At 67.3% G+C, this 13,560-nt stretch carries 9 protein-coding genes; 2 read left to right on the top strand and 7 right to left on the bottom strand.

The window, feature by feature from the left end; translation table 11 throughout:
- Positions 1-6 precede the first annotated feature (6 nt).
- From IB273_RS05680 to IB273_RS05695, 4 genes are all read right to left on the bottom strand, one after another.
- Positions 7-1,197 (bottom strand): CaiB/BaiF CoA transferase family protein, encoded by a 1,191-nt coding sequence (locus IB273_RS05680; RefSeq protein ID WP_081520375.1) that lies wholly within the window; start codon positions 1,195-1,197, stop codon positions 7-9.
- A 78-nt stretch (positions 1,198-1,275) separates the two neighbouring features.
- Positions 1,276-2,625 carry an MmgE/PrpD family protein gene (locus IB273_RS05685; RefSeq protein ID WP_192223490.1) on the bottom strand — a complete coding sequence of 450 codons (1,350 nt, stop codon included), beginning with the start codon at positions 2,623-2,625 and terminating at the stop codon, positions 1,276-1,278.
- A gap of 18 nt (positions 2,626-2,643) precedes the next feature.
- Positions 2,644-3,804: an acyl-CoA dehydrogenase family protein gene (locus tag IB273_RS05690; RefSeq protein WP_081520377.1), complete on the bottom strand. Its 1,161-nt coding sequence runs from the start codon at positions 3,802-3,804 to the stop codon at positions 2,644-2,646.
- A gap of 47 nt (positions 3,805-3,851) precedes the next feature.
- Positions 3,852-4,679, bottom strand: coding sequence for a MaoC family dehydratase N-terminal domain-containing protein (locus tag IB273_RS05695; RefSeq protein WP_192223491.1), 828 nt, complete (start codon positions 4,677-4,679; stop codon positions 3,852-3,854).
- A gap of 154 nt (positions 4,680-4,833) precedes the next feature.
- On the opposite strand from IB273_RS05695, the gene IB273_RS05700 reads away from it, so the two are divergent.
- The gene (locus IB273_RS05700; RefSeq protein WP_081520379.1) at positions 4,834-5,748 is read left to right on the top strand and encodes a LysR substrate-binding domain-containing protein; all 915 of its coding nucleotides are present in this window, start codon (positions 4,834-4,836) and stop codon (positions 5,746-5,748) included.
- Here the strand turns inward: IB273_RS05700 and IB273_RS31355 are convergent.
- The 3 genes from IB273_RS31355 to IB273_RS05715 all read right to left on the bottom strand — a co-directional run bounded on the left by IB273_RS31355 (position 5,728) and on the right by IB273_RS05715 (position 11,556).
- Complete coding sequence (locus IB273_RS31355; RefSeq protein ID WP_225610079.1) at positions 5,728-8,145, bottom strand: helix-turn-helix transcriptional regulator; 2,418 nt, start codon at positions 8,143-8,145, stop codon at positions 5,728-5,730. The two genes, IB273_RS05700 and IB273_RS31355, sit on opposite strands and share 21 nt — an antisense overlap.
- Before the next feature lie 160 nt (positions 8,146-8,305).
- Positions 8,306-9,670, bottom strand: a complete 1,365-nt coding sequence (locus IB273_RS05710) for a DUF1329 domain-containing protein (RefSeq protein ID WP_192210992.1) — start codon at positions 9,668-9,670, stop codon at positions 8,306-8,308.
- Positions 9,671-9,699: 29 nt separating this feature from the next.
- Complete coding sequence (locus tag IB273_RS05715) at positions 9,700-11,556, bottom strand: DUF1302 domain-containing protein (RefSeq protein WP_192223492.1); 1,857 nt, start codon at positions 11,554-11,556, stop codon at positions 9,700-9,702.
- 342 nt (positions 11,557-11,898) lie between these two features.
- Between IB273_RS05715 and IB273_RS05720 the strand changes: the two genes are divergently transcribed.
- Positions 11,899-13,491, top strand: a complete 1,593-nt coding sequence (locus IB273_RS05720) for an arylsulfatase (RefSeq protein ID WP_192223493.1) — start codon at positions 11,899-11,901, stop codon at positions 13,489-13,491.
- The last annotated feature ends 69 nt before the right edge of the window (positions 13,492-13,560 follow it).

A 13,560-nucleotide genomic window follows, 5' to 3' on the forward strand; every position in this document is an offset into this window, starting at 1 on the left:
CCTGGGTCATACCGCGCCCTGCTCGTGCAGGCGCTGGATATCACCGGGGGTATAACCCAGTTCCTGCAGCAGGTCATCCGTCTGCTGACCTAATGCCGGCACGGCGTCCATGCGCGGCGCGTAGGCATTGCTGTTCACCGGCGGCAAAAGCGCCGGCAGGCGGCCGGCCGGGCTGTCGATCTCACGCCAGCGGTCGCGGGCGGCGAGTTGCGGGTGTTGCCACAGGCCACGCATGTCGTTGACGTGGGCGTTGGCGATCTGCGCCTGTTCCAGGCGTTCGACCACCTGTTCGGCGCCAAGGCTGGCAAAGGCTTCGACGATCAGTCCACGCAGGGCATCGCGGTTGGCCACCCGCAGGCTGGTCGCGGTGAAACGCGGATCGACCGCCAGCTCCGGACGCTGCAGGACCACTTCGCAGAACAGCTTCCACTCGCGCTCGTTCTGTACGCCGAGCATGACGCTGCCGCCGTCGCCGGTGGGGAACGGCCCGTAGGGATAGATGGTGGCGTGGGCAGCGCCGGCGCGCGGCGGCTGCGACTGGCCTTCGAAGGCGTAGTACATGGGGAAGCCCATCCACTCGGCCATGCCTTCGAGCATCGACACCTCGACGCGGCTGCCCTCTCCCGTACGGCCACGCAGCAGCAGCGCGGAGAGGATGCCGCTGTAGGCGTACATGCCGGCGGAAATGTCGGCAATCGAGCAGCCGGCCTTGGCCATCTCGTCGGCGCCGGGCCCGCCGGTCACCGAGAGGAAGCCGCTCTCGCTCTGGATCAGCAGGTCATAGGCCTTCTTCTGCTCGTAGGGGCCGCCTTCGCCGTAGCCGGAAATGTCACAGACGATCAGGCGCGGGAAGCGTTCGTGCAGCGCGTCGAACGACAGCCCCAGGCGCGCGGCGGCGCCCGGCGCGAGGTTCTGCACCAGCACGTCGGCGGTTTCCAGCAGTTGCTCCAGCACGGCCTGCGCCGGCTCCTGCTTGAGGTCCAGGGACAGGCTTTCCTTGGAGCGGTTGGTCCAGACGAAATGCGAGGCCAGGCCGCGCACGCGCTCGTCATAGCCACGGGCGAAATCGCCGACGCCGGGGCGCTCGACCTTGATCACGCGGGCGCCGAGGTCGGCCAGCTGACGGGTGCAGAACGGCGCGGCGATGGCGTGTTCCAGGCTGACGACGGTGATGCCGTCGAGGGGACGCGAACTCATGGGCAACTCCAGACGCCGGCCAGCTGGCCGACGCGCTTGCTTCGGAAGAATCGGGCAGACTGGCCGCCCGCAGAAGACTCAGTGAAAGACGTCGAGGCTTGGCAACTGGTGCAGAGCCCAGCTGGCCTGCACCAGGCGATCCGCTTCGGCCTGGCTGCGCTGGCCGGCGAAGGCCAGCAGGCGGCGGAACTTGTCTTCCAGCTCGGCGCGGCTCAGGCCGTTGCCCGGGTCGCCCTTGGGCTCATCGATGGCGCCGTGAAGCTGGCGGCCGTCGGTGGTGAGCACGTCGACGCGGCCCAGCCAGCGCCGCGGGTAGGCACCGTCCACTTCCGCATCGAGCTGCATGCTGACCTTCTCGCGGAACGCCGCCACCTGGGCATCGTTCAGGGAGAACTCCTCGAACTCCACCAGACCGGCCTTGCCGTGTACGGCGATCAGGCCGAGTACGGTGCCCATGGAGAACTTCGCCTGGTGCACGGTCTGCGGCACGACTACGCGGCCGAGCACGTCGATCGCACCCTGGTGCACGCGGGTGGTGACCTTGGCGATGTCGCCATGGCTGAGCCCTTCACGCTGCATCAGGCCCAGCAGCGCATCGGCGGCGGGATGGGTATGGCGGCAGGAAGCATGGAACTTGTAGGAGGTCTCGCAGAGCGCCCAGCGGGTACCCAGGCCGTCCACCAGACGGCTCGGGTCGGCGTCGCTGGACATGCCGGCAGCCATGCCCTGCTCGCCTTCGAGGATGTTCTGCGCGCCGGTCAGGCCGTCCGCCGTCAGGTAGGCGGCGAGCAGGCCGTCAGCGGCGGCCTTGGCGGTGTGCAGCTGCTTGGAGTCGGCGGCGTCGCGGAGGAACTCCCAGAGCCCGGCGGCCTGGGTGCCGGCGCTGCCCAGGCAGTTCACGAACTGCCGGCTGTCCAGCCCCAGCAGTTTGCCCACGGCCACCGCGGCGGCCAGAGTGCCGACCGTGGCGGTGGTGTGGAAGATGCGGTAATGCGAGCGACCGAGGAACTCGCCGATGCGGATGCCGGCCTCGTAGCCGGCGACGCTGGCGAGGATCAGTTCGCGGCCGGACTTGCCCAGTTCCTGCGCGGCCGCCAGGGCCGCCGGGAAGACCACGGTGGCCGGGTGCAGCACGGAGCTGTTGTGCAGGTCGTCCTGCTCTACCAGGTGCGAGCTGGCACCGTTGACCAGCGCGGCGAAGTACGCGGAGGTCGAGCTGCCGTCCACCAGCACGCGGCTCTTGCCGCTGGCCGGGCCCATGCGCTGGGCGTAGCGCTGGAACAGCGGGATCGGGTGGCGGTTCTGGCTGGCCAGGGCCGAGCCGAGCCAGTCGAGGAACAGCTCCTCGGTGTACTCGACCACGGACGTGGGCAGGTCTTCGTAGCGCAGGCCGGCAAGGAACTCGGCAAGGGCGTGGGTATTGTTCATTGTTCTTCTCGTCCCGGCTTAGAAGGAGCGCGGCAGTTCGAGCAGGTGCTCGGCCACGTAGGACAGGATCAGGTTGGTGGAGATCGGCGCCACCTGGTACAGGCGGGTCTCGCGGAATTTGCGCTCGACGTCGTACTCGTTGGCGAAGCCGAAGCCGCCGTGGGTCTGCAGGCAGGCGTTGGCCGCTTCCCAGCTGGCCTTGGCAGCCAGGTACTTGGCCATGTTGGCGGCGGCGCCGGCGTTCTTGCCGCTGTCGTACTCCTGGCAGGCGCGCCAGCGCATCAGGTCGGCAGCCTCGATCTCGATATGCGCCTCGGCGATGGGGAACTGCACGCCCTGGTTCTGCCCGATCGGGCGGCCGAACACCACGCGGTCACGGGCGTACTGGGCGGACTTCTCGGTGAACCAGCGGCCGTCGCCGATGCACTCGGCGGCGATCAGCGTGCGTTCGGCATTGAGGCCGTCGAGGATGTACTTGAAGCCCTTGCCTTCCTCGCCGATCAGGCTGCTGGCCGGCAGCTCCAGGTTGTCGAAGAACAGCTCGTTGGTCTCGTGGTTGACCATGTTGGCAATCGGCTGCACGGTCAGGCCGTTGCCGATGGCTTCGCGCAGGTCGACGAGGAAGATCGACATGCCTTCGGACTTCTTCTTCACCTCGGCCAGCGGCGTGGTGCGGGCCAGCAGGATCATCAGGTCGGAATGCTGGATGCGCGAGATCCACACCTTCTGGCCGTTGATCACGTACTTGTCGCCCTGGCGCACGGCGGTGGTCTTGATCTTGGTGGTGTCGGTGCCGGTGGTGGGCTCGGTGACGCCCATGGACTGCAGGCGCAGTTCGCCGCTGGCGAGCTTGGGCAGGTAGTAGGCCTTCTGCTCGGCGCTGCCGTTACGCAGCAGGGTGAACATGTTGTACATCTGCCCGTGGATGGTGCCGGAGTTGCCGCCGCAGTGGTTCACCTCCTCGAGGATCACCGAGGCTTCGGCCAGGCCCAGGCCCGAACCGCCGTATTCTTCCGGGATCATCGCCGAGAGCCAGCCGGCTTCGGTCATGGCGCGGACGAAGTCCTCGGGGAAGCCTTTCTCTTCGTCGATCTTGCGCCAGTACTCGGCGGGGAACTCCGCGCACAGGGCGCGCACGCCGTCACGGATGGCCTGGAGTTCTTCGGGGGTGGACGTCATCGAAACACCTCATGTCTTTCTTGTTGGAGGCACCGGAAGCGGTGCGGTCAGTCGAATTCCACTTCGCCGCGCTGGGCGATACCGGCGCCGTTGCCGGCCCAGACTTCGGCCTTGCCAGGGCCGCTCAGGCGGCCGCAGACGTCGAACGGTTCGGGGCTGATCAGCGGGCGCAGGCCACGGTAGGCATAGCGGCGCAGACGTGCCTGGGGGTTGGCGCGGCAGAACGCGCGCAGGTTCAGGGTGCCGATCAGCGGGCCGTGCACCACCAGGCCGGGGTAGCCCTCGGCCTCGGTGACGTAGGGCCAGTCGTAATGGATGCGGTGGCCGTTGAAGGTCAGCGCGGAGTAGCGGAACAGCAGGATCGGCGTCGGCTCTACTGCTTCACTCCAGTCCCCGGCGGGCAGTGCATCGCCGCTTGTGAGCTTGGGCGGAGTGGGCTCGCGGTAGACGATGTCCTGCTCCTCGCTGAACGCCAGGCGGCCGTCCTGGGCGAATTCGTGGCGCAGGGTGACGAACAGCAGCGAGCCGGTGCGGCCGTGCTTTTCCTCGACATTCAGGATGGTGGTGGTGCGCTTCGCCACGCCGCCGACACGCAGCGGCTCGTGGAACTCCAGGCGGCCACCGGCCCACATGCGGTTGCGCCCATCGGCCGGAGGCAGGAAGCCGCCCCGCGCCGGATGGCCGTCGGCGCCCAGGCCCGGCTCGGTCACTTCATCCTGGAAGAACATCCAGTGCCACAGCGGCGGCAGCGCCTCGCCAGCGGCCGGGGCGTCTTCGGCCAGGGTCACGGCCAGACGGCGGACCAGCAGCGTACTCAGTTCTTCCTCGCGCTCCTGGGAGCGGCCGATCCAGTCGGCGTAGGGTGAATCGCTCATTGCGGACCTCTTGGCAGGTTTGATGAACGGAGCATGCAACAGGGCTTGCGTTCGTCGAATCCACATTTTTATAATCCAGCGTTAGGCAATGCCTAACGCCATTTCCACACTTCAAGCCTAGCGCCGCTGTTGGTCGCTTCGCGGAGAACCGCCCATGCATTTCGACCTCGCCGACCTGCGGCTTTTCGCGCACATCGCCGAAGCCCCCAGCCTGACCCAGGGCGCCCGCCGCGCCCATCTCTCGGCGGCCGCCGCCAGCGCACGGATCAAGGCGCTGGAAGGCCAACTCGACTGCCGTCTGCTCTACCGCGACAACCGTGGTGTCGAGCTGACCCCGGCGGGCCAGCGCCTGCTGCAGCACGCGCGCCTGATCCTGCGCCAGGTGGACCACCTGAAAAGCGATTTCAGCGGCCAGGCCGGCGACCAGGTCGGGCACATCCGCATCTTCGCCAACACCACGGCGGTCACCGAATTCCTCCCCGAACTGCTGGCGGACTTCCTCGCCGAGCGCCCCGGTGTCAGCGTCGACCTGCAGGAGCGGCTGAACCGCGACATCGTCCGCGCCATCCTCGACGGCTCGGCGGACTTAGGCATAGTCGCCGGCCCGGTGCGCGCCGAAGGCCTGCAGATCGTCCACTTCAGCACTGACCGGCTGGTCCTCGCGGTAGCGCCCGACCACCCGCTTTGTGCCCTGCCCCGCCTGACCCTCGCCGACACCCTGGACTACCCGCACATCGCCCTGCATGAAGGCAGCACCCTGCAGAGCTTCCTGCGCGAACGGGTCGAGCGCATGGGCGGCGACCTCAACCTGCGTATCCAGGTGGCCAGCTTCGAAGCCATCTGCCGGATGGTCGAGGCCGGGGTCGGCATCGGCGTGATTCCGGAGACCGCCGCCATCCGCCACAGCCGCACCATGAATCTGCGAATTCTGCCGCTGGACGAGCCCTGGGTGGTACGCGAACGCAGCGTGCTGCTGCGCGACCGCGAGGCCCTGCCGGCTTGTGCCCGCGCGCTGGTGGACCTGCTGCGCGGCATGCAGGAGGCCGGCTCAACCGAGCAGCCCCAGTGACTTGGCGCGGACGATGGCCTGGGTGCGCCGGCGCACGCCGAGCTTGACGTTGATCTTCTTGGCGTGGGTTTTCACGGTGTTGAGCGAGATGAACAGGCTGTTGCCGATCTCCTGGTTCGACAGGCCCTCGGCGAGCAGACGCAGCACGGCCACTTCCCGCGCGGTGAGGCCGTGGGCGCTGTCCTCGGCCTCGCCGCTGGACGTCGGCAACAGGCTGGGCAGGCGCTCCGGGGCGATCTCGACCCGCAGGCTGTTCAAGGCATGTTCGGCCTCGCCCGCCAATGCCTGATAGCCAAGGGCCTGGCACTCTTCACGCAACTGCAGCAGACGGGCCCGCGCGGCGTCGATCCGGCCACAGCCGGCTTCCGCCAGCGCCAGCAGGTAACGCACGCGCTGCGGCAGTGACGGCGTATGCAGCGGTGCGACCCGCTCCGGGCGCTGTTCCAGCTCCCCGTCCAGCACCGTCGCCTCGTGGTGCAGGCGCAGCCATTGGCCCTGACGCGCCAGCAGGCGCAACTTGAGGCTTTCCAGCGACAGCCGGTAGCAGTCGGGCTGCACATTCCAGCAGTGCATGCGGCGTTCGGCTTCCTCGCAGTAGCGTTGCGCGGACGCTGCGTCGCCGCTGCGCGACGCCGCTTCGCCAAGGCCCAGCAGGCCATGGAGGATGTAAGGGTCGGCGCAGGAGCGCGCCAGGCCCAGCCCGCCTTCCAGCGCGGCCGCAGCAGCCATGGCATCGCCCTGCAGCAACCGCAGTTCGCCATCGAGGAAGGCCAGACGCCCGCGCAGCAGCTCATGCCCCTCGCCGCTGGCCGGCAGCCGCTCGCGGCAGGCGTCCAGCAGGCTGCGGGCCTGTTCGCGCTCGCCGGCCAGCAGGCACAGGCGCACGCGGTCAAAGTCGATCAGCACTTCGCTGGCCAGGCAGCCCTGGCGTCGCGCCAGCTCCAGCGCAGCCTGGAGAATACGTCGGGCCTGCGGCAGCGAGCCGGTGGCCATGTCCAGGCGCGCCAGGGTGGTCAGGCACAACAGGGTCGACCGCCAGTCGCGCGCCTCCAGGTCTTCGAGTGCCGCATTGCAGTGGTCGCGGGCCTGTTCGAGGCGGCCGTGCATGCCATCCAGCGCACCGCGCAGCGCCAGCCAGTTGGCCAGCAGGCGGCGGTTGCGCGGCGCCTGGGGCTGCGGCAGGAAGTTGCCCAGGCGCTCGATGCACTGGTGCGCTTCGTCCAGGCGCCAGCTGAACAGCAGCGCACGGGCGCTCAGGCTGATCAGCCGGGGGGTGCTTTCCAGCAGGGTCGCCGGCAGCCGCTCGCGCCACTCCAGCAGCAGGCCGAGGTGACGGCCGCTGAACAGCCAGTCCATGTCCAGGCGGTCCATGTAGCCGGCGGCGACTTCCGGCTGGCCGGCTTCCAGCGCCATCTCGATGGCTTCGTCCAGCCAGCCGGCCTGGCCCAGCACGCCACAGGCACGCAGGCGCAGGCGGGTCAGCGCCGGGCCCTGGAGATGGCACTGCAATGCCTTGGCCACCAGCGGCGGCAGGCGGAAGCAGCTGGCCTCGGCATCCAGGGCGAGGAAGAAGCCCTGCCCCTGTTGCAGGCGGTCGAAGAGCACGCCGCCCTGCTCTTCCCACAGGCTCGCGCAGATTTCCCGGTTGAAGCGCGGCAGGTAGGCAAGACCGCAGAGCATCGCGCCAGTCTCGGCATCGAGCCGGCCCAGCAGTTCCTGGGACAGGTAGGTACGCAGCCAGGAAGCCACCTCCCCCGGCGCGTGCACACCGTCGCGCGCGCTGAGCACCAGCCGCGCGCCAGCGCACCAGCCCTGGGTTGCGGCCCACAGGCGCTCGCGGCAGTCGGCGTCGTAGCCCTGCGCCAGCGCCAGCAGGTCGCATTCGTCACGGCTGAACGCGAGACGCGCGGCGCCCAGCTCACAGAGGCGTTCATCCAGCAGCAGGCGCGAAAGGTTCCAGGCCGGCCGCTGGCGACTGCTCACCAGCAGATGCAGCGGCGCTTCTGCGAGACCGAGCAGGCGCTGCAGCCAGGCGTCGAGCTCGGGGTCGGCGGCCTGAGGGTAGTCGTCCAGCACCAGCCACAGGGGTTGCCGGCGCGATTGCAGGGCCAGTTGCACGCTGGCCGGGTCACTGTCGATCAGGCCCAGCTGACGGGCGATCTGGGCGCAGCAGGCGCTCAGCGCCAGGGGCTGCCCGGCGAAGTCGAGCCAGACGCGGGCACAGCTCGACGGCAGGCGTTCCAGCACGGCGCGCGCCAGTGCGCTCTTGCCATAGCCAGCCGGGGCGCACAGCAGGTTCAGGCGCCGGGGCGACTCCAGCAGGGCGTGCAGCAGTGGCTCGCGGGGCAATTGCAGGGCGACCGGCGTGGCGGTGGCAATGGCGGGGAAACTGGACATGGCGACACCCGTTATCGTTGTAGTTCGTGCTGCGTCGGGGTGTCAGAAGATCATTGCGGGGCGAGGCGGGACAATCGGTCGTTCGGACTAGCCGCAGGACTAGCCCTGACCCGGCGCCGCCACGAGAGTCGCGGCGCCGGGCTGTTTCAGGCAGAGCGGATCAGCGGATACCGGCGTTGCGCAGGGCCGCGGGGGTGAAGTCGCTCATGCTCGGCTGCGCGCTGTAGTCGATGCCACGCCGCGCTTCGTTGATCATCGCCATGGCCAGGTAGCGCCCGGCGATCAGGTCGTTCAATGCGTTCACCGCGTACAGTGCCGTGCCTTGCTGGTAGTCGTTCACCGCGAAGCCTTCGCCAACGCGCCACAGCTGGCCGCGACCGTCGTAGGCCTCGGACTCCACGGCCTGCCAGGTGTCCTCGTCGAAGTAGAAACGACGCGTGGCGTAGATGTGCCGCTGGTTCGGCTTCAGGGTCGCGACTACTTCCCACACCCGGTGCAGTTCATAGCGGGTCAGGTCGGGGTTGACGTGGCCGGCCTGGAGTATGTCGGTGTACTTGAGCTTGGGCGACCACAGCCGGTAGTTGTTGTAGGGGATGTACATCTCCTTCTTGCCCACCAGTTTCCAGTCGTAGCGGTCCGGCGCGCCGTTGTACATGTCCGAGTCATCGGAGGTGCGCATGCCGTCGGCGGCGGTGCCGGGGCCGTCATAGGCCACCTGGGGAGCACGGCGGACGCGCCGCTGACCGGCGTTGTAGACCCAGGCCAGGCGGGGTTCCTTGACCTGGTCGATGGTCTCGTGGACCAGCAGCACGTTGCCAGCCAGGCGCGCCGGCGCGGTGACGCGCTGCTTGTAGAAGAACAGGACGTTCTCGGTCTGTTTCGGATCCGCGTCCTTGAGGAGCTGCGGGTAGCTCAGGTCTTCCTCGAACTCGACCGCCGTGAACGAGCCGTTGGTTTGCGGTGTTGCCTGGGCGCTGAGGCGCCGCTGATTGGGGCCGCGATAACGGGTCAGGTGGTTCCAGACGACTTCCACGCCGTTCTTCGGAATCGGGAAGGCATAGTTGCGTCCCTGGAAGTTGGCCAGGCCATTGCCGCCGTCCACTTCTTCGGTATGCAGCGCACTGACCTTGGCGGCTTCATAGACCGTCTGCGGGCTGGCCGCCGTGCGGCGGGTGGTGTAAACCGGAATGCGGTAGGTGTCGGGATAGCGCTTGAACATGGCCACCTGGCCGTTGCTCAGCTTGTCCTTGTATTGCTGGGCCGTGGCGGCGGTGATCACGAACAGGGGCTTGTCGTCCGGGAAGGGATCGCCGAGGAAACCGTTCTCCACCTTGGCAGCGCCCGGCTTCAGACCGCCATCCCAGGCCGGGATACTGCCGTCGGCATTACCGGCCTTCTCGCCACCCAGCGGCGTCAGGCTGGCACCCAGCTTGGCGGCTTCGTCAGCCGACACTGCGGCGTGTACCGAACTTGCCAGAAGGCTCAGACCGAGGATGGTGCCCTTCATCAAACTCATCATGTGCATGCTGCTCTCCAGTTCTTGCGGGCGAAGGGTCAGAAGTTCACGCCGACGCTGACGGACATGTAGTCGCGGTCAGTCAGGGTGTTGTAATCGCCGCCGAAATAGTTGGTGTAACTCAGGCTCGCCGTGTAGGTGTTCTGGTAGTCGGCATCCAGGCCCAGGCTGATCGCCTTGGCGCCTTCCTCGAAGCTCGGCCCGGTGCCGTTGATGTCCTGTGACCAGGCCATGTTCGGCTTGAAGTTGATGCCGGCGATGACGTTCGGGTAATCGAGCACGCCACGCACGCGGTAGCCCCACGAACTGCTGGTGTAGAAGCCCTTGTTGTTGCACTCCTGCTGCGGGTTGCTGGCGGTCTTGGTGCCGGCAGCAGTGCCCACGCACACCGACTGGTCGAGCAGTTCGCCGGCGCCAAAGGTCGGGCTGCGGCCGAAGCGCAGGTCGCCCACCGAGTTGCCGATGCCACTGATGTGGTCGTAGCCCACCTCGCCCACCAGGGTCAGGCGTTCGGCGCCCAGCACCTGGTCGAAGAACTGCGTGGCGGTGACCTGTACCTGGGTGAACGGCAGGCGCTTGTAGCCTTCGATGGCTGCGCCCGGCGCATTCACCGCCTGGCCGTCGACGAATACCGGCGACACCGCGGTGGCCACGCCGTTGACCAGCCCCACCTGATTGACCGCCGCGAGGTTCAGGTCGGCGGTATTGATCTGCATCGGCATGTTCGGCCGGTAGCTGACCTCGCCGTTGAGCGCCACGCCGCCGAGGTTGGTCTGGAAGCTCAGGCCATACAGGCGGATGTCTTCGGGGTAGTCGACGAAGTAGCTCGCACCACGCACGCGGCTGGCGGTGGTCAGCGCGTTGGAGGCGCCGGCGTAGGTGGTGCGGGTGAAGCTCAGGAAGGGGTTGCGGCTGTGATAGTTCATCACGTACGCACCCACCTCGGTGTCATTGAAGTCCGGCAGGAACCAGCGCATGGCCAGGCCGAACTGCCCGGAGTCGCCCGGCTCGTGGTCGTCGGTGCGCGGGATGTAGGCGTTGGCGCGGTTGCCGGCGACATCCAGGATGGTGCCGGCGTTGGCGCGCGGGTCGTTGGGCGCGAAGTCGGGGCCGGCGATCACCAGGCGGTCGTCGCAGCCCTTGGCCACGGCGTCCACGGAGAAGAAGGTGCCGCAGTTCTCGGTGATCGTCTTGTCCCACTTGATCTGGTAGAAGGCCTCGGCGGTGACGTTCTCGGAGAGGCCCTGGGAGAAGTACAGCAGCTGGATCGGCACCAGCGCTTCCTTCACCTCGGCGCCGGGGCGGCGCAGCGCCGAGACGTCCACCGGGTTGATGGAGTTGATCGAGTTGGGAATGAAGGTGCTCTCGCCCCAGCTCACCACCTGCTTGCCGAAGCGCACGTTGCCCGGCCGGTCGCCCAGCTGGTAGTTGTGGTAGACGAAGGCGTCGAGGAGTTCGCCGCCCGAGGCCTGGGCCGACTGGTCGCGGCCATGGTCGTCGATGTTGTAGTAGCGCAGGTCCTCGTCCTTGAGCTTGAAGTCGTACCAGTACTTGCCGCGCAGGAAAGCACCGGAGTCGCCGTACTTGAGTTCGAGGTCGTGGGTGCCCTTGAAGATCTTCGAGAATACGTCGCCCTTGCTGAAATTCAGCCGGCCATCGTCGGCGGTGCGTGAGGCGGCCTTGCCCTTGGCGCCGACCACGTTGTAGTTGGAGACGAAATTAGGGTCGGGATTGTTCAGCGCCCAACTCATGCCCAGGGACAGCGACGAGTCGAACTGGCCTTCGATTTCCCCGATATTGAAGTTCACGGCGTGTGCGCAGGGTGCGCTCGCCAGGGCGATGGCCAGCGCCAGCGCCTGCGGTCGAAAGTGTCCGCGCATTGTTATTGTTGGCATGCGGTACTCCAGGTGGTCCAGGTGTTGGAGTGCGCATGCTGGCAGTGCGCAAGGCCCGCCAAAACCGCCCGATCAGGTGATTTTCATCCTCACCCGTGCAGGTGATCCCGGCTTTTTTCCGCGCTACCCGGCAGCGTTCCCGCGCGCCTTTCCCCTGGGGCGGGCTGACCCCGCGATACCCCCCGTAACACCCCTGGACATCGCCCGCTCACGACCATCCGGCGAACCACCCCAACGGGTGATTTGCACCCCATCCCTTGCCGCGTTCAATGGCGCCCTGTGCCCGGCCACCTGCGCCAGGGCCTGCAAACCACAACAACAAGCATCACGGAGAACCGTGCTATGACCCGCAAACGCAGCTGGCTGCCGCGGCTCGCCCTGGCCGTCGGCCTGCTGGCTGGAGTCGGCGCCCAGGCGGCCGACAAACCGAACATCCTGGTGATCTTCGGCGACGACATCGGCCAGACCAACATCAGTGCCTATTCCCAGGGCGTGGTCGGCTACCGCACGCCGAACATCGACCGTATCGCCAAGGAAGGCATGCTGTTCACCGACTACTACGCGGAGAACAGCTGCACCGCCGGGCGCTCGACCTTCATCACCGGCCAGGCCTCGCTGCGCACCGGGCTGACCAAGGTCGGCGTGCCGGGCTCGCCGGTCGGCCTGCAGGACCGTGACATCACCCTGGCCCAGGCGCTCAAGGGCCAGGGCTACGCCACCGGCCAGTTCGGCAAGAACCACCTGGGCGACCGCGACGAGTACCTGCCGACAAAGCATGGTTTCGACGAGTTCTTCGGCAACCTCTACCATCTCAACGCCGAGGAAGAGCCCGAGCGTCCGTACTGGCCCAAGGACCCGAGCAACCCCTTCGTCCAGCACTTCTCCCCGCGCGGGGTGATCCACTCCTACGCCGACGGCAAGATCGAGGACACCGGCGCGCTGACCAAGAAGCGCATGGAGACCATCGACGACGAGACCACCCAGGCGGCAATCAACTTCATCGACAAGCAGGCCAAGGCCGACAAGCCGTTCTTCGTCTGGATGAACACCACGCGCATGCACCTCTATACCCACGTGCGCGATTCGATGAAGGGCCAGAGCGGCATGCCCGGCAACGAGTACGCCGACGGCATGCTCGAGCACGACGGCGACGTCGGCAAACTGCTCAAGACCCTGGATGACCTGAAGCTCACCGAAAACACCATCGTCATCTACACCACCGACAACGGGCCGAACCGCTTCACCTGGCCGGACGCCGCCACCTCGCCGTTCCGCAACGAGAAGAACTCCAACTACGAGGGCGCCTTCCGCGTGCCGGCGATGGTCCGCTGGCCGGGGCACATCGAGGCGGGACAGGTCTCCAACGGGATGTTCTCCGGGCTGGACTGGTTCCCCACCCTGCTCTCCGCCGTCGGCGTGCCCGACGCCAAGGACAAACTGCTCAAGGGCTGGGCGCCGGTTGCCGGCGGCACCAGCTACAAGGTCCACCTGGACGGCTTCGACCAGCTCGCCTTCCTGACCGGCAAGAGCCCGAAGAGCGCGCGCAGCGAGTTCTATTACTTCAACGACGACGGCCAGCTGGTGGCCATGCGCTTCGGCGACTGGAAGGCGGTGTTCTGCGAACAGCGCAAGCCCGGTGGCTTCGAGGTGTGGAGCGAGCCCTTCGTCTGCCTGCGGATTCCCAAGCTGTTCAACCTGCGCATGGACCCGTACGAGACCGCCGACATCGTCTCCGACCAGTACAGCGACTGGCTGGTGAAGAACGCCTACCTGCTGGGCATCGCCACCATGAAATCCGCGCAGTTCCTGCAGACCTTCGTCGACTGGCCGCCGAGCCAGCGCCCGGCCAGCTTCACCATCGACCAGGTGCAGCAGGCCGTGTACCAGAAGATCGCCGAGAAGGCCAGGCAGCAACAAGCCGCCGCCAAGCCCTGAGCCACCACCACACCCCTCCGTTACGAGGGGTGTGGTGCTTCACCGCGCACTGTACAACCCCAGGCGTGA

Origin of the sequence: Pseudomonas sp. PDM19, assembly GCF_014852215.1 — a bacterium.
Lineage (GTDB): Bacteria > Pseudomonadota > Gammaproteobacteria > Pseudomonadales > Pseudomonadaceae > Pseudomonas.

Bases quoted from the DNA above. Each gene is read 5' to 3' on its own strand.
- IB273_RS05680 (WP_081520375.1), bottom strand. From the start codon at position 1,197: ATGAGTTCGCGTCCCCTCGACGGCATCACCGTCGTCAGCCTGGAACAC.
- IB273_RS05710 (WP_192210992.1), bottom strand. From the start codon at position 9,670: ATGCACATGATGAGTTTGATGAAGGGCACCATCCTCGGTCTGAGCCTT.
- IB273_RS05695 (WP_192223491.1), bottom strand. From the start codon at position 4,679: ATGAGCGATTCACCCTACGCCGACTGGATCGGCCGCTCCCAGGAGCGC.
- IB273_RS05690 (WP_081520377.1), bottom strand. From the start codon at position 3,804: ATGACGTCCACCCCCGAAGAACTCCAGGCCATCCGTGACGGCGTGCGC.
- IB273_RS05720 (WP_192223493.1), top strand. From the start codon at position 11,899: ATGACCCGCAAACGCAGCTGGCTGCCGCGGCTCGCCCTGGCCGTCGGC.
- IB273_RS05715 (WP_192223492.1), bottom strand. From the start codon at position 11,556: ATGCCAACAATAACAATGCGCGGACACTTTCGACCGCAGGCGCTGGCG.
- IB273_RS05700 (WP_081520379.1), top strand. From the start codon at position 4,834: ATGCATTTCGACCTCGCCGACCTGCGGCTTTTCGCGCACATCGCCGAA.
- IB273_RS05685 (WP_192223490.1), bottom strand. From the start codon at position 2,625: ATGAACAATACCCACGCCCTTGCCGAGTTCCTTGCCGGCCTGCGCTAC.
- IB273_RS31355 (WP_225610079.1), bottom strand. From the start codon at position 8,145: ATGTCCAGTTTCCCCGCCATTGCCACCGCCACGCCGGTCGCCCTGCAA.